The following is a 19,692-nucleotide window of genomic DNA, read 5'->3' on the forward strand; positions in this document are numbered from 1 at the left end:
AAACCCTTTGATTTTCCTTGCTTTCGTGGCATCTATCGCGACGCACCGAACCACCTTGTTCCGTTCGGAAAACGCCGTGCACCGAAGAGCCTGCACCGAAGAGTTTGCGTCGAACGCGGAGAACTGACCTTGCGTCTGATCAGGTGCCTCGCGCCCATAGCGCTGGGCCTCATGATTCTCGTCTGCGCGTTCCCGGCGCGCGCGCTGGACGCTGTCAGCGTCCGCGGTGACGCGCCCGCGATCGACCTCACCGGCGTGCTCGAGCATCAGCGCAGCGACGCCGACCGCATCCAGGTCTCGACCGCGCCCGGCACCGACGGCATCGTCCGCCGCATCGAGGTGCGCGCCCGCGAAGGCGGCCAGAACTGGGTGGTGTTCGCGCTCGCCAACAACACCGACGACCAGCTCGACCGCCTGATCGTCGCTCCGCATTACCGTATCGTCTCCTCGGGGCTGCTGTGGCCCGACCTCGGGCTGTCGCGCATCGCGACCATCACGCCCTCGACCGGCGACCGGCCGGAGCGGCAGGAGAGCCCGACCGCCGACGTCTTCCGCGTCACCCTCGATCCCGGCGCGGTCGTCACCTTCGTCGCGGAGCTGCGCACCGACAAGCTGCCGCAGCTCTATCTGTGGGAGCCGGAATCCTACAAGGACAAGGTCAACTCGTTCACGCTGTACCAGGGCATCGTGATCGGCATCTCCGGCTTGCTGGCGCTGGTGCTGACAATCCTGTTCGTGGTCAAGGGCAGCATCATGTTCCCGGCCGCCGCGGCGCTGGCTTGGGCGGTGTTGGTCTATATCGGCGTCGATTTCGGCTTCTGGGGCAAGGTGCTCGACATGTCGAACAACGCCGAGCGCATCTGGCGCGCGGCGGGTGAGGCGATCCTGGCGGCGACGCTGCTGGTGTTCCTGTTCGCCTATCTCAATCTCAGTCGATGGCACGTGCGCTATTCCCACATCACCGTGGGCTGGCTCGCGTTCCTGGGATCACTGGTGGCGCTGGCCCTGTTCGACCCTGCGGTGGCCTCCGGCATCGCGCGCATATCGCTGGTGCTGATTGCCTTCGCCGGCTTCGCGCTGATCGTCTATCTCTCCACCCACGGCTTCGACCGCGCTGTGCTGCTGATCCCGACCTGGTTCCTGCTGGTGGTCTGGGTGGTCGCGGCCGGCATGACGGTCGCAGGCTCCGTCACCAACGACATCGTCGGCCCTGCGCTGCTCGGCGGCCTCGTGCTGATCGTGATGCTGATCGGCTTCACGGTGATGCAGCATGCGTTCGCCGGCGGCGGCGCCACCACCGGCGTCGTCTCCGACATCGAGCGCCGCGCGCTGGCGCTGGCCGGTTCCGGCGATTTGATCTGGGACTGGGACGTGTCCGCCGACAAGGTCTTTACCAGCCCTGAGACCGAGGCCCTGCTCGGCCTCAAGCGCGGCACGCTGGAAGGCCCGGCCGCCTCCTGGCTCGAAGTGCTGCACCCGCTCGACCAGGACCGTTTCCGCGCCGCGCTCGACAGCGTGCTCGACCAGCGCCGCGGCCGCTTGGTGCAGGATTTCCGCCTGCGCACGCCGGACGGTCACTTCATGTGGTTCGCGCTGAAGGCGCGCCCGGTGGTCGGCTCCGACGGCGAGGTCTCGCGCGTGGTCGGCACCCTCACCGACGTCACCGAGCTGCGCAACGCCGAGGAGCGCCTGCTGCACGATTCGGTGCATGACAATCTCACCGGCCTGCCCAACCGCAAGCTGTTCATGGACCGGCTCGGCGCCGTCGCGCATTTCGCCAAGACCATGCCGACGCTGCGGCCGACGCTGATGGTGATCGACCTCGACCGCTTCAAGCAGGTCAACGATTCCGTCGGCATCGCGGTCGGCGATTCCATCCTGCTGACGCTGGCCCGCCGCCTCACCCGCATCCTGAAGCCGCAGGATACGCTGGCGCGGCTCGCGGGCGACCAGTTCGGCTTGATCCTGCTCTCGGAGCAGGACCCCGCCCGCATCACCGCCTTCGCCGAGACCATCCGCAAGACCATCCGCGCGCCGATCGCCTTCAACGAACGCGAAATCTTTCTCACGGCCTCGATCGGCCTCGCCTTGTCCGATCCGCAAGTTCAGCTCACGGACGAGATCATCAAGGACGCCGAGCTCGCGATGTATCACTCCAAGCGCATCGGCGGCGACCGCATCGACGTCTACAAGTCCGCGATGCGCGCGCGAAAAACCGACCGGCTGACGCTGGAGAGCGAACTGCGCCGCGCCATCGAGCGGCAGGAGCTCACGATCCTGTACCAGCCGATCGTGCGGCTTGAAGACCGTTCGGTCGCCGGCTTCGAGGCGCTGGTGCGCTGGGATCATCCCAAGCTCGGACGCATGGCGCCCTCGGAATTCATCACCATCGCGGAAGAGACCGGCCTGATCATCGACCTCGGCATGTTCGTGCTCGACCAGACCGCCAAGCAGCTCTCGATCTGGCAGCGCGCGATGCGCTCGCGCGAGCCGATCTTCGCATCGGTCAACGTCTCCTCGCGCCAATTGCTGCGCCACGATCTGATCCACGACATCCGCACCGTGCTGTCGCGCTCCTCGGTCGCGCGCGGCACGCTGAAGCTGGAGCTGACGGAATCGCTGGTGATGGAGAATCCGGAGCACGCGGCGCAGATGCTGACGCGCATCCGCGAACTCGGCACCGGGCTGTCGCTCGACGATTTCGGCACCGGCCATTCGTCGCTGGCCTATCTGCAGCGCTTCCCGTTCGACACCATCAAGATCGACCAGTCCTTCGTGCGCACCACCAACCGCGGCACCCGCCCGGTGATCCTGAAGTCCATCATCGCGCTCGCGCACGACCTCGGCATGGACGTGGTCGCCGAAGGTGCCGAGACCGATTCCGACGCGGTCGAGCTCTACCAGATGGGCTGCGAATACGCGCAAGGGTTTGCCTTTGGCGAACCCATGGATGCCGACGCCGCGATGCGCCTGCTCACGGAAGTGCGCCTGGAAGCGGCGAGCTGACTTTCCCTTCGCCTCACCCAGGCCTGCGCCGGTCACTCTTCAGCTTGGTGAACCGCACGCTCGCACCGTCCGGCATCCGCATCGCCTTGAAACCCGCGGCGAGGCAGGCTTCGCGTTGCGGCATCTGGATATCCGGGCTGCGCAGGCTGTCCCACCATGAGGCACGATTCGCCGCGCGCGGCAGGGCCGCGCCGATAATCTCTTCGATCTGTTCATAGGTCAGCACGAATTCCGCCTGCTTCTGCCGCATCAGATAATCGCGCAACGCGTCGTAGTCGTTCACCGCTGTCCTCTTCGCTGGTCGAAGCTCCGCTTTGCCCAAAAACGTGAGCCGCGGAAACCAATTTTTAACTCATTCCGGCAGCGCCGTCCCGGCTTAAACACTACTCAAGCTTTCGGGCGCATTCACTGGTGTCGGGAGCAAACGATGTTGTCTCGATGGCGCGACGTCACGGCCCGCCGGCCATGGCGGCTTTCGGCGAAGCTGCTGATCATCTCGTCCGTGGTGACGGTGATCGGCTTTTCCGCCATTTGCGTCAACGTCATGCTGGACATGCGCCGCGGCGAGGAGGCGCTCGCCCGCCAGACGCTGGAAAACCTGGCGACGACCATCGAGTCCGACGTCAGCCGCAACATCGAGATCTACGATCTGGCCCTTAAGGCGGTCGCCAGCAACATGCTGCTGCCGGAAATCGCCACGGTCTCGAAGCCGATCCGTCACCTCATCCTGTTCGACCATTCGACCACGGCGAGGCATTTCGGCGCGATCCAGGTGTTCGACGCCGACGGCCGGTTGACCATTGACGCCTCGACGCTCGATCCCGTTGTCGTGAACCGGGGCGACGAGGATTACTTCAAGGCCCATCGGGACAATCCGCAAGCCGGGCTCTTCATCAGCCGTCCCATGCTGTTCCGCGGCGCTTATTCGATCGTGCTGAGCCGGCGCATCAGCGATACCGACGGCGGCTTTCTCGGCGTCGTCGCCGGATCGATCCGCTTCAGCTATTTCCACGAATTGTTCGAGCGGCTGAGCCTCGATCCCGACGATACCATCACCGTGCTCAGGCGCGACCGTACCGTCATGATGCGGCGGCCGTTTGATCTCGACGTGATCGGCACGAATCTGGCCGACCGGCCGGTCTGGAAGGCCGAAAATCTGAAGGTCGGCAGCGCATTCGCCGGACAGGGGCCGATCGACGGCACGCCGCGGCTCTATGTCCGCAGCGGTGGGACCAGCCCGCTATTCGTGGTGGCAGGTAAGCCACTGAACACCGTGTTCGAGCTCTGGCAGAGGGAAGCCTACCGCATCGGCGCCGTGGTCGTGGCGCTCAGCCTGTTCATGCTGGCATCGACGCTGGTGCTCGCGCGCGAGATCGGCCGGCGCGCCGAGGCCGAGCGCAAGCTCGAGGAGATGGCGACGACCGACGCGCTCACCGGCCTGAAGAACCGCCGCAAGTTCGACCAGGTGATCGACGTCGAATGGCGCCGCGCGATGCGGCAGCAGACGCCGATCGCGCTCTTGATGATCGATGCCGATCACTTCAAGGCCTACAACGACACGTTCGGCCACCAGGCCGGCGACCAGGTGCTGGTCGGCATCGCCATCTGCATTTCCGATTCGGTGAGCCGCGCCGGCGACTGCGCCGCGCGCTATGGCGGTGAGGAATTCGCCGTGCTGCTGCCGGGCACCTCGGTCACGGACGCCCTCCTGGTGGCCGAGACGATCCGCGCCAAGGTGCAGGGATGGTCCGACGACCACACGAGCTCGACGGTGTCCTGCGGCATCGCGAGCCTCGTTCCCACCACCGGCATGGACTGGCCGATCCTGGTCGCCGCCGCCGACAAGGCGCTCTACGCCGCAAAAGCCGGCGGCCGCAACCAGTCGGTGGTCGCAAGCTTGCCGAAGCTGTCGCTGGTGGCGTGAGGGTTTCGTTCCGTCATTGCGAGCGAAGCGAAGCAATCCAGACTGTCTCCGCGAAGACAGCCTGGATTGCTTCGTCGCTTCGCTCCTCGCAATGACGAGCGGAGCGCTACTGCCCCAAATACTTCTTCATTTCCGCAATGAGCCCGTCACGCAGCTCCGGCCGCTTCAGGCCGTAGGCGATGTTGGCGCGGAGGAAGCCGGGCTTGGAGCCGCAATCATGGCGCTCGCCCTCGAACTCGACGCCGTAGAAGCTTTGCGATCTGGCGAGGCCGATCATGGCATCGGTGAGCTGGATCTCTCCGCCGGCGCCGCGCTCCTGGGTCTCCAGGATCTTGAAGATCTCCGGCTGCAGGATGTAGCGGCCGGTGATCGAGAGGTTGGAGGGCGCGGTGCCCTTGGCCGGCTTCTCGACCATGCCGTCGACCTCGAACATCTTGCCGGTGCGTTTGCCGACGCCGCAGATGCCGTATTGATGGGTCAGATGGTCGGGCACCGCCTCGACCGCGATGACATTGGATTTTTCGCCGAGCTTGCTGGCGGTGTCGATCATCTGCTTCAGGCAGCCGGGCGAATTGAGCACGAGCTCGTCCGGCAGCACGACCGCGAACGGCTCGTTGCCGACGATGTCGCGTGCGCACCAGACCGCGTGACCGAGGCCGAGCGGCGCCTGCTGGCGGGTGAAGCTGACGGCGCCGGCCTCCGGCTGGTTCTGCGCCAGAACGTCCTGCTCGGTCTTCTTGCCGCGCGCGGCCAGCGTCGCATCGAGCTCGAACATCCGGTCGAAATGATCTTCGATGACACTTTTGTTGCGGCCGGTGACAAAGATGAAGTGCTCGATGCCGGCTTCCCGGGCCTCGTCATAGACGTACTGGATCAGCGGCTTGTCGACGATCGTCAGCATTTCCTTCGGCATCGCCTTGGTGGCGGGCAGGACGCGGGTGCCGAGGCCGGCAACGGGAAATACGGCTTTGCGGATTTTCATGGGATTGATCGAATACCTGAGGAACACGTGAAGGGAGCAATGGCATCTTGCTAGCTTGTTTGCAGCCGCCAACAAAGGCGGATGTGGGGCCTCATCCTCACAGAGTTAAGAAAAAGGCCACCATCAAAATTTCACCTTTGTTAAGCTGTTGGCAACCGTAACCAGGCCTCCTGATGGCGGATTTTGGCCGGACAGGTGTGGACATGATGCAATCAATGGCAGGGCTGGCAAAACGGGGCGGGTCCGTGACCGGTGCGACGATGATTGCGACCGCCCTGCTGTTCCCACTTCCCGCCAGCGCGCAGGCTCAGAACGGTTTGTCCAATCTGTTCGGCGGTATTTTCTCCGGCCCGAACCAGGCGCCTTCGCCAGCAGCGCCCGGGCCCAGCGGCGCTCAAACGGGAGTTCAACCTTGGACCGGCGAGGATGGCGCCTCCGGGCATCCGCTGATGACAGCCGCCGCGATCCGAGAGGCCGCGGGTAACTTCAACAATTGCGTCGCAGGCATGTGGCCCGATGCCGCACGGCGCAACATCACGCAGGAAAATTTCCAGCGCTTCACTGAAGGCCTCGCGCCCGATCTGCGCATCATGGACCTGATGGATTCGCAGCCCGAGTTCACCAAGTCGATTTGGGATTATCTCGACATCCTCGTGAACGACAACCGCCTCGCCAAGGGCCGCGAGGTCCTGGCCAAATACAAGGCGCAGTTCGAGGCCACCGAAAAAGCCACCGGCGTCGATCGTTATGTCATCGCCTCGATCTGGGGCATCGAGTCCAACTACTCGACGCAGATGGGCGACCGCAGCGTGCTGCAATCGACCGCGACGCTCGCCTGCATCGGCCGCCGCCAGGCTTACTTCAAGGACGAATTCCTCTCCGCGCTGGAGATCCTCAACCGCGGCGATCTCAGGCCCGAACAATTGCGCGGCTCCTGGGCCGGCGCCTTCGGCCCGACCCAGTTCATGCCGACCGCGTTCAAGCGCTTTGCCGTGGACGGCGACGGCGACGGCCGGCGTGACGTCGTCGACAATCCCTCCGACCTGATTGCGTCGACCGCCAACAATCTGAAGAAGGACGGCTGGCAGGCCGGCCAGACCTGGGGCTACGAGGTCGTGGTGCCCCAAGGCTTCAACTACATGCTGGCCGACCGCGCCAAGGCGATGACGGTAGCGCAGTGGGAGAAGCTCGGCCTCAAGCGCCCGACCAACCAGCCCTTCCCGCATCCAGCCGAGAAGGCCTATCTGCTGGCGCCGGCCGGTGCCCAAGGGCCCGGCTTCCTGATGCTGCAGAACTTCCGGGTCATCATGAAGTACAACCCGGCCGAGGCCTATGCGCTGGCGATTGGCCATTTCGCCGATCGCCTCCGCGGCGGCCAGCCGTTCGTTCAGCCCTGGCCGCGGCAGGAACGGGAGCTGTCCCGGACCGAGCGGCTGGAACTCCAGCAGCTGCTGGCCCAGCGCGGCTTCTACAGGGGCACCCCCGACGGCCAGTTCGGCGGCCAGACCCGGGAAGCCCTGCGCAACTTCCAGGCCTCGATCGGGGTCCCCGCGGATGGATTTGCCTCCTCCGACGCGCTGAATCGGCTGCGGGGGCAGTAAAATCGCGCCGAAAGTAACCCTGAACAGGGATTTTGGCCGGCGGTCTTGACCGGGGCGGCGGTTCGCCGTGTATGGGCCAATAATTCTGGGCCGAGAATCTGGGCCCAGAATCTCAAGGATCTGAAGAGAATCTGAAAGAGAATCTGCCCGTTTGGCGCCCGATTCCGTTATTATATCGAGCCTGTCCTGATCCCTATTGCACGTGCCGAGATCGCATGTCGAAGAAGTCCCTGTTCAAGGTGCTGACCGAGACCGGCCCGCTGATCGCGCTGGGGACGGCGCTTGCGATTCTGGTGTCGGTCGCGGGACCCGCCTCGGCGCAGTTCTTCAACTTCCCCGGCTTCGGCGGCCCGCCGCAGCGCTCGGCTCCGCCGCCGCCGCGCAACGGCGGAGGCGGAGGCGGCGGATGGTTCGGCGGCGACTTCTTCGCGCCGTTCCAGCAGCAACAGCCGCAAGCGCCGCGCCAGGATTTTTCGCGCGCACCGGCGCCGGCCAAGCGCGACACCATTCCCGACAGGAACGTGCTGGTGATCGGCGACGCCATGGCTGACTGGCTCGCCTACGGCCTGGAGGACGCCTACACCGAGCAGCCCGACATGGGCGTGATCCGCAAGCACAAGACCACGTCGGGCCTAATCAAGTACCAGCCCAAGGGCGAGCCCTCGGACTGGACCGCTGCTGCGAAAGGCATTCTCGAGACCGAGAAGCCCGACGTGATCGTGGTGATGCTCGGCCTCAACGACCGCATCGCGATCCGCGAGGCGGCAGCACCCGATAAATCGGACAAGGCGACGGACAAGGACAAGAAGAACGACAAGGGCGCGCGCGGCAAACCACCGGCCAAGCCTGGCGATGCCAAGCCCGGCGACACCGCCGCGAAGCCGGATGACAAGCCGGCCGATGCCGACCTGCCGCAGGATGATGCCGACAACGCTGACGCACCGGCGGTCGCCGCGCCCGAGAAGACCGCGCGCAACCCGAACGGCCTCTACGAATTCCGCGACGAGCGCTGGGTCGAGCTCTACGGCAAGAAGATCGAGGAGCTCGCCAACGTCCTCAAGTCCAAGGGCGTGCCGGTGCTCTGGGTCGGCCTGCCCGCCATCCGTGGCCCCAAGGGCACCGCGGACATGCTGTTCCTGGATTCGCTCTATCGCGAAGGCGCGGCCAAGGCCGGCATCACCTATGTCGACGTCTGGGACGGCTTTGTCGACGAAGCCGGCCGCTTCTTGCAGAAGGGCCCGGACTTCGAAGGCCAGATCCGTCAGCTCCGCAGCGGTGACGGCGTCTATTTCACGAAACCCGGCGCGCGCAAGCTCGCCCACTATGTCGAGCGCGAGATCACCCGCCTGCTCGCCGGGCGCTCCGGCCCGATCGCGCTGCCGAGCGAACCGGCGACCCCCGACACCAGTGCCGAACCCGGCAAGCCCGCGCCGCGGCCGCTGGCCGGTCCGATCGTGCCGCTGGTTGCGGCCTCGATCTCGACCGATCAATTGCTGGGTGGGCCGGGCTCACGTCCTGCCGCCGTCGATGCGCTCGCTGCGAAGACGATGGTGAAGGGCGAGCCACTGGCTGCGCCCGCCGGCCGCGCCGACGATTATGCCTGGCCGCGCCGCGAAGTCGGCCGCGAGCAGGCCAAGGGCGATACGCCGGTCGCCACGACGACACCCGATGGCGGTACGCCGGGTGCGGCCGCGGCGATCGCCCCGCCAAAGCTTGCGCCGAAGAAGCCACCGGCGCCGCAGCAACCGGCACAGGCAGCGCCATCGATGCGCGATTTCTTCGGCTTTGGCTCGCCGCCGCCCCCGCCGCGTCAATTGGCGCCGGCGCCGCGCAATCCGAATCCCAACCCTGCGATCCCGCGTCCGCCTGGCAACGTCGGGCGATCGGCGGAAGTGTTCCGATAATTTTCTAAGCTGAGCTCTCGTGTCCCGGACGCGCTGCAGCGGGAAACGCTGCTGCGCAGAGCCGGGACCCAGCTCGTCCGACAGTCACAAAAAGAATGGGCCCCGGCTCGGCAACGCGGCGTACGCGCCGCGCTGCGTCCGGGGCCCTGATGCTTATCGCGCGTTGGCTTTAGCCTAGTAGCGCCAGCGCGGCGGCGGGCGGCGCGAAGGCCGCGCCATCAGCAGTGCCAGTGCAAAGCCGATGCCGCCGGCGACCAGCAGCGCGCCCATCGGGTTGTCCTGCACCTTCTGGGCAATCGCCTGCGAGCCGTCACGCAAGGTTTCGGCCGGCTTGTCGTAGGCGTCCTTGGCATAGCTTGCCGCGGTGTCCGTGGCGTCACGTACGGCATCCTTGGCCTGGCCGTAAAGATTCTGCACACTGCCGGCGGCTTCGCGTGCCTTGCCGGACGCCTGTGTCTGCGTATCGCTAGCCAAATCTCCGATAGCGCCTTCCGCGCGTCCGGCGAATTCCTTGGCCGATCCGACAATCCGATCCTTATCCATGATGCTCCTCCTCGGGGGTCAGCCCAAGTAACCGATCAGGAGCGGCGCAGTTCCATCTGACTTGAAATTGGACTCAGAGAATCAGCCCGCCGTCGACGACCAATGTCTGGCCGATGATGTAGGACGACAGCGGCGATGCCAGGAACAGCGCCGCGCCCGCCATGTCAGCCGGGGTGCCCAATCGCCGCAGCGGAATGCGTGAAAGTGCACCTTCGAGCCGCTTGGGATTGTCGGTCGTCACCTTCGTCATCTTGGTGTCGACCAGACCGGGCGCGATGCCGTTGACGCGGATGTCATCTTCGGCCCAGGCCTCGCCCAGCGTCCGCGTTAGTCCGACCGCGCCGGTCTTCGACGCGTTGTAAGCGGGATTGCCCATGGTGGAATGATAGGCCGCGGTCGAGGACACCATAATCAGCGATCCCCGCGCGTCCCGCAACATGGGATGGAAGCGCGTGGCGCAGGCCATCAGGCTCATCAAATTGACCTCGACGACCTTGCGAAAGCCCGCCATCTCGAACTCGCCGCGGCGATAGAGCACCGCGCCCTGTGCGAGCACCAGGATATCGAGCCGATCGAACGACGGCTTGAACGCTTCGACCGCTCCGGCATTGCCGACGTCGAGCTGCGCATAGGAAAGACCGGTGAGATCCGAGCCTTCAGCTTGCGAATATTCCTTCGCGTGAGCACGCGTGCCGCAGACCGCAACCTGCGCGCCCCTGACGCGAAAGGCTTGCGCAATGCCGTTGCCGATGCCGCTGGATCCGCCGACAACCAGCACCTGCTTGCCTGAGAAATCGAGCTCGTTCGTCATCGCTGGCCTCCCTCATTGTCTTGCTTGTTTGACCTGTCTGCGGATCGATGACAGCCTTGTCAATCACAACAAGAACAAGCAGGGCTCAGAGGAAACAGCATGGCCGATTTCAAACAACTCAGCCGGTCCGTGAAGGGCCTGACCGTTCTCGTTACCGGCGCGGCCAGCGGCATGGGACGCGCGACGGCGCGCGTGTTTGCCACTGAGGGCGCGAACGTTGCCGTCACCGATTATGACGAGCAGGGCGCGCTGGCCGTCGCGAAGGAGATCGTGGCAAGCGGCGGCGCCGCGAAAGCCTGGAAGCTCGACGTTGCCGACGGCGATAAGATCAAGCGCGTGGTCGGCGACGTCGCTGCACATTTCGGTGGACTCGACATCATCGTCAACAATGCCGGCATCTCCGTGCGCGTCGCGATCGACGACGACGCCTATGAGGAAGCCTGGGCCAAGGGCCTCGCGGTGATGCTGACGGCGCATCCGCGCATCATCCGCGCCGCGCTGCCTCACTTGCGCAAGTCGAAGAGCCCGCGCATCGTCAACATCGCCTCGACCGAGGCGCTCGGCGCCACCGCATTGCACGGCCCCTATTCGGCGGCGAAGGGCGGCGTCGCCAGCCTCACCCGCTCGCTCGCGGTGGAGCTTGGCCGCGAGGGCATCACCGTCAACTGCATTTGCCCGGGGCCGATCCGCACCGCCATCACCGACCGGATCTCGGAAGAGCACAAGACCATCTACGCCAAGCGCCGCACGGCACTCGGCCGCTACGGTGATCCGGAAGAGGTCGCGCACATGACGCTGAGCCTGTGCCTGCCGGCAGCGTCCTTCCTCACCGGCGCGGTCATCCCTGTCGACGGCGGCCTGATGGCGCGCAACGCGTAAGCGGCACCAAAGGTGCGTAGCCTGGATGGAGCGCAGCGCAATCCGGGGTTCTCACATCGCAGGAAGACTCCCCGGATTACGCTTCGCTCCATCCGGGCTACGGGCAGCTATGCGCGCCCAGCGTTGACATCGCTTGTTACGGGAGTAACTTTTTCCTCGACAGAGCGGGACCAACCGCTCGCGGTTCGCGGGAGAAACGTCATGACGATCGCCATCCGGCAGCTTCACAAACATTTTGTCGGCGAGGTCTCGGGCCTCGACCTGCGGCAACCTCTCACCGAGGCCGAGGCGCGCGAGATCGAAGCCGCCATGGACAAATATGCAGTGCTGGTGTTCCACGACCAGGACATCACCGACGAACAGCAGATGGCCTTTGCGCTAAACTTCGGCCAGCGCGAGGACGCGCGCGGCGGCACGGTCACGAAGGAGAAGGACTACCGGCTCCAATCGGGCCTGAACGACGTTTCCAATCTCGGCAAGGACGGCAAGCCGCTGGCAAAGGACAGCCGCGCGCACCTGTTCAACCTCGGCAATTGCTTGTGGCATTCCGACAGCTCGTTCCGCCCTATCCCGGCAAAATTCTCGCTGCTGTCGGCCCGCGTGCTCAACCCGAAGGGCGGCAATACCGAATTCGCCGACATGCGGGCGGCCTATGACGCGCTCGACGACGAGACCAAGGCGGAGATCGAGGATCTCGTCTGCGAGCACTCGCTGATGTATTCGCGGGGATCGCTGGGCTTCACAGAATACACCGACGAGGAGAAGGAGATGTTCAAGCCGGTGATGCAACGTCTCGTGCGCACCCACCCGGTCCATCGCCGCAAGTCGCTCTATCTCTCATCGCATGCCGGCAAGATTGTCGGCATGAGCGTCCCCGAGGGAAGGCTGCTGCTGCGCGATCTCAACGAGCACGCCACACAAAGCGAGTTCGTCTACGTCCACAAATGGAAGCTGCATGACCTCGTGATGTGGGACAACCGCCAGACCATGCACCGCGTCCGCCGCTACGACCAGTCGCAGCCCCGTGACATGCGCCGCGCGACGGTGGCGGGCACGGAGCCAACGGTGCAGCAGCAGGCGGCGGAGTAGTTCTCCAGTCGTCCTGGACCAGCGAGCGAAGCAGCGCCGATCCAGGACCCATTACCACCGATGTCCAGTTCGGCGAAGGCTGGTGGTTGCCAGCCTGCTTCAACAATTGCAGCCTGGGGTAATGGGTCCTGACCTTCGCCAGGACGACACTGAGGCGCTACGCGTGCCCCGCCTCGTTCGAGAGCATGCCAGGATCGATGCCGATCTTACGCAGCGCGCGTCCGTATTTTTCGTCGACGTCGTCGCCGAAGATCAAATCCGAATCCGCGTCGCAATGCAGCCAGCCATTGCTCTGGATCTCGGTCTCGAGCTGGCCCGGCGCCCAGCCGGCATAGCCGAGCGCCAGGATGGCGTGCTTGGGGCCGGAGCCGTTGGCGATCGCGCGCAGGATGTCGACGGTCGCGGTGAGGCAGACGCCGTCGTCGATCCGGAGCGTCGCATTCTCGATGTAGAAATCGCTGGAATGCAGCACGAAGCCGCGGCCGGTATCGACCGGACCGCCGCGCAGCACCTTCATGCTTTCGGCATTCTCCGGCAGCTTGATGTGCTCGCCCTTGTTGATGATGCCGAGCTGCTGCAACAGCTCGGGGAAGTCGATGCTGCCGGCCGGATGGTTGACGATGATGCCCATCGCGCCTTCGGCGGAGTGGGCGCAGAGATAGATCACCGAGCGCTCGAAGCGCTCGTCGCCCATCACGGGCATGGCGATCAACAGCTGGCCGTCGAGGTAGCCCGCCGAACTCGGGAGCGCGGGGGCTGGCTTGCGGGTGCTTTCGCCCGTCCTCTTGCCTGTGGGAGCCATCGGTGAAGCACTCCGGTTTCAATTCCTATCCTGATGTCGGGCCGGGCCGCTGTCAAATCAAGGCTTTCAGGGACTTGATTCAAGTGCATCCATCACAAGCAATTCAATGGTTTGCCGCCGGGCGACCCTGTAAAGACGTACCATGCTGACAAGAGTTCCCCGGCGTGCGGCGATTGGCGTCGCGACAACCCTGCTCGCGTCCTCGCTGGCGCTTGCGGCCCATGCCGACGACGCATCGCCGTGGCAGCGCGACGGACATTCCGCGGTGCGGTTGCTGGCAGGATCGCGCAGCGGCGCCGTCCTGCTCGGCGGTATCGCCTTCCAGATCCAGCCCGGCTGGAAAACCTATTGGCGCATGCCGGGCGATTCCGGCGTTCCGCCGCGCTTCGATTTCTCGAAGTCCGACAATGTCGAAGCGGTGACGGTGATGTGGCCGGCCCCGCAGAAATTCGACGACGGCGCGGGCGGCCATTCGATCGGCTATCACGACCAGATCGTGCTGCCCCTGCGCATCATCGCCAAGGCGGCCGACAAGCCGGTGACGTTGCGCGCCGAGATCAATTATGCGGTGTGCGAAAAGCTTTGCATTCCCGTCGAGGCCCGCGCCGAGCTTGGCTTCAACAGCGTCGCCTCGACCGAGGACGCCAATTTGCGTGCAGCGCTCGACACCGTGCCCAAACCTGCCGCCATCGGCGATCCCAATCCGCTCACCATCCGCGACGTGAAGCGTGATGGGCCCAAGAATGTGGTGGTCGACGTGGTCGTTCCGGATGCGCGCACCGTCAGTCTGTTCGTGGAAGGTCCGACGCCCGATTGGGCGCTGCCCATCCCGGCGCCGGTCGAGCCCAGCCCACCGGGCGTGAAGCGATTTTCTTTCGAACTCGACGGCCTGCCGCCGGGCGCCCAGCCCGGCGGCGCAGCGCTGAAGTTCACGCTGGTCGGACCGGAGAAGTCGTACGAGTTCAATACCAATCTGGAGTGAGTGGTCGTCCTGGCGTTCGCCCGGACGACATCTTTGATCCAACCGAATCTTAACGAATGGTTGCTAATCCCCAGGGCTACTGCGGCAAGTCTGCCGCAGCATTCGTGTGCGCCTCGGGGATCCTTCGAATTGGCCGTGATGGATGCAGAACCCGCAACGACCGGACCTGCCGGCCTCATCGCGCGGCTGCGCGACAAATTGACGGGCGGGTCGAGCGAAGCGTCGCTGACGCGGCGGCTGGCAGGCACCATCTTCCTCATCCGCGTGATCAGCGCCGGCCTTGCATATTTCTCGCAGGTCCTGCTCGCGCGCTGGATGGGGACGTCGGACTACGGCGTCTATGTCTATGTCTGGACCTGGGTGCTGCTGCTCGGCAGCATGATGGACTTTGGCATCTCGGCCTCCGCGCAAAAGATCATTCCGGAATACCGCAGCCGTGGCGAGCATGCGCTGCTGCGCGGCTTTCTCTCGGGCAGCCGCTGGCTGACCTTTTGCGCCTCCACGCTGGTCTCGCTCGGCCTCGCGGGCATCGTCAAATTGCTCTCGCCCTGGATCGATCCCGCCGAAGTGCTGCCGCTCTACATCGGCTGCATGACGCTGCCCGCTTTCGTCGTCGCCAACACCCAGGACGGCATCGCCCGTTCGCATGACTGGATGCAACTCGGCCTGATGCCGCAATTCATCATCCGCCAGACACTAATCATCGGCATCACGGCTTGCGCCTTCCTGCTCGGCTATCATCTCGGCGCGGTTGCCGCGATGATCGCGAGCGCAGGCGCGGTGTGGATCGCGATGACCGGGCAGATGGTGGTGCTGAACCGCAAGCTCGCCGATCACATCGAGGCGGGCCCCAAGGCCTACGACGTCGGCGGCTGGCTCGCCGTGTCGCTGCCGATCCTGCTGGTCGAAAGCTTCTATTTGCTGCTGTCCTATACCGACGTGCTGGTGCTTCAGCAATTCCGCCCCTCCGACGAGGTCGGCGTCTATTTCGCCGTGGTGAAGACGCTGGCGCTGGTCTCCTTCATCCACTACGCGATGTCGGCGACGACCGCGCATCGCTTCGCCGAATACAACGCGGCTGGCGACAAGGCGCGGCTGTCGGCTTACGTGGCGCATGCCATCAACTGGACGTTCTGGCCGTCGCTGGCGGCGACCATCGTGCTGCTCGCGCTCGGCAAGCCCCTGCTCTGGCTGTTCGGGCCGCAATTCGTGATCGGCTACGACATCATGTTCGTCGCCGCGATTGGCCTCGTGGTCCGTGCCGCGATCGGCCCGGTCGAACGGCTGCTCAACATGCTCGGCCAGCAGAAGATCTGCGCGCTGGCCTATGCGCTGGCCTTTGCGATGAACCTGGTGCTCTGCATCGCGTTGGTGCCGCGCTTCGGCGGCCATGGCGCGGCGGCCGCGACCTCGATCTCGCTCAGTTTCGAGACGGTGCTGCTGTTCTGGATCGTGCGACAGCGGCTCGGCCTGCACGTGCTGGCGTTTGGGAAATAGACTTCCGACTGCCTTCGCGTGCTGCTCTCGGGGAACGGCTGCTTCGAAGCATGCCCGGGAACAACGCGAAACACCTATTTATTGCCAAGGGCACAGCACGATTTTTTGGCCCAAGCGGTTGCACCGCAGGGAAAGTTTATTCTACGTCGTATTGCCCAACTGACGAGATAAACCTAAGATTCCCTGGACATGATCGATCCACTCTACGTCGCCTCTGGTTTCGGCGTCGGCCTGCTGGTCGGGATGACCGGCGTCGGCGGCGGTTCGCTGATGACGCCGCTGCTGATCCTCCTGTTCGGGATTCATCCATCGACCGCGGTCGGCACCGACCTGCTCTATGCTGCCGCCACCAAGACCGGCGGCAGCGTGGTGCATGGCTGGTCGCGCAGCGTGCACTGGCCGGCGGTGCTGCGGCTCGCCTGCGGCAGCCTTCCGGCGAGCGCGCTGACGCTGCTGGTGCTCTGGAAGCTCGACCTCAAGAGCGATTCCGAGCGCAATCTCGTCAACCTCGTGCTCTGCTTCGCGCTGCTGCTGACAGCGACCTCGCTGATCTTCCGCAGATCGATCATGGAGCGCTATCGCCGGCGCCTGGAGCAGGTCGATGACCGCGCCACGGCGATCGCGACGGTCGTCACCGGGATCGTGCTCGGTGTGCTGGTCTCGATTTCATCGGTCGGCGCCGGCGCGGTCGGCGTCACCGTTCTGCTGCTGCTCTATCCGCGCCTGCCGGTGGCGACCATCGTCGGGTCCGACATCGCCCATGCGGTCCCGCTGACGCTGATCGCCGGAATGGGGCACTGGGCGCTTGGCGACGTGGATTGGGCGCTGATGGGCGTGCTGCTGTTGGGCTCGCTGCCCGGCATCGTCGTCGGCAGCTTTAGCGCGACGCGCGTGCCCGAGACGGTGCTGCGCCTCACACTCGCCAGCGTGCTGTTCGTGGTCGCCGGCAAGATCATGTTCGCGGAGCTGCACCTGTCCTCGGCATTCGAGACGGCGCTGGCCTGGACGCACTGAACGAAAATGGCGGAGCTCGGCTTCCGCCATTCGCCAGCGATCGCGGTCTACTCCGCGGTCCAGCCGCCGTCGATCGACAGATTCGTGCCGGTGATCTGCGCGGCATCGTCGCCGCACAGGAACAGCGCGAGGGCTGCGACCTGCTCGGAGGTGACGAACTCCTTGGTCGGCTGCGCGTCGAGCAGCACGTCGTTGATGACCTGGTCGCGCGTGAGGTTACGGGCCTTCATGGTGTCGGGGATCTGCTTCTCCACCAGCGGCGTCCAGACATAGCCGGGGCTGATGCAGTTGCAGGTGATCTTGCTGGTCGCGACCTCGAGCGCCACGGTCTTGGTCAGGCCGGCGATGCCGTGCTTGGCCGAGACATAGGCCGACTTGAAGGGCGAGGCGACCAGCGAATGCGCGGAAGCGGTATTGATGATGCGGCCCCAGCCCTTCTTCTTCATGCCCGGGACGGCGGCGCGAATGGCATGGAACGCCGAGGACAGGTTGATCGCGATGATCTGATCCCATTTCTCCGGCGGGAATTCCTCGATCGGCGAGACGAACTGGATGCCCGCATTGTTGACGAGAATATCGACCGAACCAAAGCTCTTCTCGCCGAGCGCGACCATCCCGGCGATCTCGGCCGGCTTGGTCATGTCGGCCGGCGAATAGACCGCCTTCACGCCGAAATCGGACTCGATCTTGGCGCGCTCCTTCTCGATGTCCTCCGGCGAGCCGAACCCGTTGATGACGACATTGGCGCCGGCGGCGGCGAAGGCGCGCGCATAGGCAAGTCCGATGCCGCTGGTCGACCCGGTCACGACGGCGTTCTTGCCTGACAGACTACCCATATTATTCGCTCCTTCTTGGCGGGGGCGCAGTGACGTCCCCCGTGAGATCGTAGGTCACCATGGTCTCGCCGGATTGCGGCCGCTCGAGCCAATCCTTGTGGCGCATCGACAGATGCACGTCACGCACGCCGGCTTCCCAATGCTCGACCATGGCGACATGCGAGAAATCGTAATCCTTGGACGAGGATTCGTAGTTCTTGCTGCGGTAGATCAGGTGCACCACAGTCACGGTGCTTTCGCGCGATACCTTGGCAAGGAATTCCACGGAAGGGTCGTTCTTGAGATAATCGGGCAATTTGGAAATCAGGTCGCGCACGGCCCTGCGGGCGTTGTGCACCTGCTTGTTCTTGTCGGTGTTCATCCGCGTGCGGCTCGAGAAGCGGATGTCCTTCTCGCGCTCGGTCGCCTCGAGTAGCGAGGTCGGCAGATCGCCGCGGGCGCTGAACAGGTCGATCTGGAAGATCAGGAGATCGCGGTCGGTCTCGGCGTCCAGCACGTAGTCGAGCGGCGTGTTGGAGGCAATGCCGCCGTCCCAATAATGCTCGCCGTCGATCACGATGGACGGAAAGCCGGGCGGCAGCGCGCCGGAGGCCATGATGTGCTCGGGTCCGATTTTCTTGCCGAGCTTCCTGAACTCGAAATTGTCGAAATATTTGAAGTTGCCGGAGGTAACGCCGACTGCACCGACCGACAGCCGCGTCTTCAGATCGTTGATGCGGTCGAAATCGACCAGACGCTCCAACGTCTTCTTCAGGGGTGCAGTATCGTAATAGCTCTCGGCCTGGGGGCTGCCGGGCGGCCAGAGCGGCGCGGGCGGCATGCGCGGAACGAAGAAGCCGGGCACGCCGAAGGTCGCGATCAATGCGGCGCTGGTCGAATTGAACAGTTCGCGGCTGTGCTCGCTTTTGCCGATCGGCTTCCACGGCACCGGCGCGGAGACCATCTCCCAGAATTCCTTGAGCCGCTTGACGCGCGTCTGCCCTTCGTTACCGGCGATGATCGCGGCGTTGACCGCGCCGATCGAGATGCCGGCGACCCAGTCCGGCTCGAAGCCGGCATGGCAGAGCGACTGATAGGCGCCGGCCTGATAGGAGCCGAGCGCGCCGCCGCCCTGGAGGACCAGGACACGTTGCGCGTTCGCGGGGATAGTTGCGACTTCCGGGCTATGATCGGTCATGCGGGAACAGTAGCAGATGGCGAGCGACCGTGGCGACAGTCTGCCGCGGCGTCAATGCATCCCGTGATCAAGTCTGGCTTATCGGGAGTCCGTCGAGGCCAGGATCATGGTCCAGAACACCTTGTATTTGGTGCCGGGAGCATAGCCCGCCGCAATGCCCAATTTTGTGACACCGCTCTTGAGCATGTTCGCGCGGTGCGGGGGCGAGTCGCGCCAGCCGGAAAACGCTTCCGCCAGCGTATGATAGCCGGCCGAGACGTTCTCGACCGCAACGGTCGCCGGATAGCCGCCGGCGCTGAGGCGCTTGGCCAGCGGCGCGCGGACGTCATGGTCCATCTTGTTGGCGGCAGCCATGGCCTGGGACTGAGATTCGGCGAGCCGCATCAGTTCGGGGTCGATCACGAGGGTGCCGAGCCCGTTGTTCTGGCGGTATTGCGAGATCATGATCGCTGCGGCCTGCGCGTCGAGCTTTGCGCCCGGGACAGCCATATCGGCATACATCGAGGGCTGCTGGACCGATGCTTCGTTGCCGGCGCAGCCGGCGAGCAGCAAAAGGATTGATATCGCGGCCGCGACGCGCATGAACAGGAGCCCCCAAATCAGGCGCCGTTGTTGCATACCAACCGTGGCTGAAAGGTGAATATT

General features: G+C 64.7%; 17 protein-coding genes. 9 read left to right on the forward strand and 8 right to left on the reverse strand.

The window, feature by feature from the left end; translation table 11 throughout:
- Positions 1–129: 129 nt before the first annotated feature.
- Entirely contained in the window at positions 130–3,006 is a 2,877-nt protein-coding gene (locus IVB36_RS06905) for an EAL domain-containing protein (protein WP_026232774.1), read from the forward strand.
- 13 nt (positions 3,007–3,019) lie between these two features.
- Here the strand turns inward: IVB36_RS06905 and IVB36_RS06910 are convergent, their stop codons facing one another.
- Positions 3,020–3,289, reverse strand: coding sequence for a hypothetical protein (locus IVB36_RS06910; RefSeq protein ID WP_018454627.1), 270 nt, complete (start codon positions 3,287–3,289; stop codon positions 3,020–3,022).
- 144 nt (positions 3,290–3,433) lie between these two features.
- On the opposite strand from IVB36_RS06910, the gene IVB36_RS06915 reads away from it, so the two are divergent.
- Positions 3,434–4,930 carry a diguanylate cyclase gene (locus IVB36_RS06915; protein WP_247294148.1) on the forward strand — a complete coding sequence of 499 codons (1,497 nt, stop codon included), beginning with the start codon at positions 3,434–3,436 and terminating at the stop codon, positions 4,928–4,930.
- A 106-nt stretch (positions 4,931–5,036) separates the two neighbouring features.
- On the opposite strand, the gene IVB36_RS06920 is transcribed toward IVB36_RS06915, so the two are convergent.
- Positions 5,037–5,912: a UTP--glucose-1-phosphate uridylyltransferase gene (locus tag IVB36_RS06920; RefSeq protein WP_026232775.1), complete on the reverse strand. Its 876-nt coding sequence runs from the start codon at positions 5,910–5,912 to the stop codon at positions 5,037–5,039.
- 203 nt (positions 5,913–6,115) lie between these two features.
- Between IVB36_RS06920 and IVB36_RS06925 the strand changes: the two genes are divergently transcribed.
- Positions 6,116–7,513: a lytic murein transglycosylase gene (locus IVB36_RS06925; protein ID WP_198293349.1), complete on the forward strand. Its 1,398-nt coding sequence runs from the start codon at positions 6,116–6,118 to the stop codon at positions 7,511–7,513.
- 215 nt (positions 7,514–7,728) lie between these two features.
- Positions 7,729–9,417, forward strand: coding sequence for an SGNH family hydrolase (locus IVB36_RS06930; RefSeq protein ID WP_018454631.1), 1,689 nt, complete (start codon positions 7,729–7,731; stop codon positions 9,415–9,417).
- Between the two features lie 174 nt (positions 9,418–9,591).
- On the opposite strand, the gene IVB36_RS06935 is transcribed toward IVB36_RS06930, so the two are convergent.
- The gene (locus IVB36_RS06935) at positions 9,592–9,960 is read right to left on the reverse strand and encodes a CsbD family protein (RefSeq protein WP_018454632.1); all 369 of its coding nucleotides are present in this window, start codon (positions 9,958–9,960) and stop codon (positions 9,592–9,594) included.
- A 73-nt stretch (positions 9,961–10,033) separates the two neighbouring features.
- Complete coding sequence (locus tag IVB36_RS06940) at positions 10,034–10,771, reverse strand: SDR family oxidoreductase (protein WP_018454633.1); 738 nt, start codon at positions 10,769–10,771, stop codon at positions 10,034–10,036.
- Between the two features lie 99 nt (positions 10,772–10,870).
- Here IVB36_RS06940 and IVB36_RS06945 point away from each other — a divergent pair, with 99 nt between their 5' ends.
- Complete coding sequence (locus IVB36_RS06945) at positions 10,871–11,650, forward strand: SDR family NAD(P)-dependent oxidoreductase (RefSeq protein WP_018454634.1); 780 nt, start codon at positions 10,871–10,873, stop codon at positions 11,648–11,650.
- 201 nt (positions 11,651–11,851) lie between these two features.
- A complete protein-coding gene (locus IVB36_RS06950) occupies positions 11,852–12,739 on the forward strand; it encodes a TauD/TfdA family dioxygenase (RefSeq protein ID WP_018454635.1) in 888 nt (295 codons plus the stop codon).
- 157 nt (positions 12,740–12,896) lie between these two features.
- Here the strand turns inward: IVB36_RS06950 and IVB36_RS06955 are convergent, their stop codons facing one another.
- Positions 12,897–13,541 (reverse strand): YqgE/AlgH family protein, encoded by a 645-nt coding sequence (locus IVB36_RS06955; RefSeq protein WP_018454636.1) that lies wholly within the window; start codon positions 13,539–13,541, stop codon positions 12,897–12,899.
- Positions 13,542–13,683: 142 nt separating this feature from the next.
- Here IVB36_RS06955 and IVB36_RS06960 point away from each other — a divergent pair, with 142 nt between their 5' ends.
- The 3 genes from IVB36_RS06960 to IVB36_RS06970 all read left to right on the forward strand — a co-directional run bounded on the left by IVB36_RS06960 (position 13,684) and on the right by IVB36_RS06970 (position 17,034).
- Entirely contained in the window at positions 13,684–14,523 is an 840-nt protein-coding gene (locus IVB36_RS06960; protein WP_018454637.1) for a protein-disulfide reductase DsbD domain-containing protein, read from the forward strand.
- Positions 14,524–14,661: 138 nt separating this feature from the next.
- A complete protein-coding gene (locus IVB36_RS06965; RefSeq protein WP_018454638.1) occupies positions 14,662–16,020 on the forward strand; it encodes a flippase in 1,359 nt (452 codons plus the stop codon).
- Between the two features lie 189 nt (positions 16,021–16,209).
- The gene (locus IVB36_RS06970; RefSeq protein WP_018454639.1) at positions 16,210–17,034 is read left to right on the forward strand and encodes a sulfite exporter TauE/SafE family protein; all 825 of its coding nucleotides are present in this window, start codon (positions 16,210–16,212) and stop codon (positions 17,032–17,034) included.
- Between the two features lie 47 nt (positions 17,035–17,081).
- Here IVB36_RS06970 and IVB36_RS06975 read toward each other — a convergent pair whose 3' ends face one another.
- The 3 genes from IVB36_RS06975 to IVB36_RS06985 all read right to left on the reverse strand — a co-directional run bounded on the left by IVB36_RS06975 (position 17,082) and on the right by IVB36_RS06985 (position 19,629).
- Positions 17,082–17,870, reverse strand: coding sequence for a 3-hydroxybutyrate dehydrogenase (locus IVB36_RS06975; RefSeq protein WP_018454640.1), 789 nt, complete (start codon positions 17,868–17,870; stop codon positions 17,082–17,084).
- Between the two features lies 1 nt (position 17,871).
- Positions 17,872–19,047 carry a patatin-like phospholipase family protein gene (locus IVB36_RS06980; protein ID WP_018454641.1) on the reverse strand — a complete coding sequence of 392 codons (1,176 nt, stop codon included), beginning with the start codon at positions 19,045–19,047 and terminating at the stop codon, positions 17,872–17,874.
- 78 nt (positions 19,048–19,125) lie between these two features.
- Positions 19,126–19,629 carry a CAP domain-containing protein gene (locus tag IVB36_RS06985; protein WP_026232777.1) on the reverse strand — a complete coding sequence of 168 codons (504 nt, stop codon included), beginning with the start codon at positions 19,627–19,629 and terminating at the stop codon, positions 19,126–19,128.
- Between the last annotated feature and the right edge of the window lie 63 nt (positions 19,630–19,692).

Origin of the sequence: Bradyrhizobium sp. 35, from assembly GCF_023073215.1 — a bacterium.
Classification (GTDB): Bacteria; Pseudomonadota; Alphaproteobacteria; order Rhizobiales; family Xanthobacteraceae; genus Bradyrhizobium; species Bradyrhizobium canariense_D.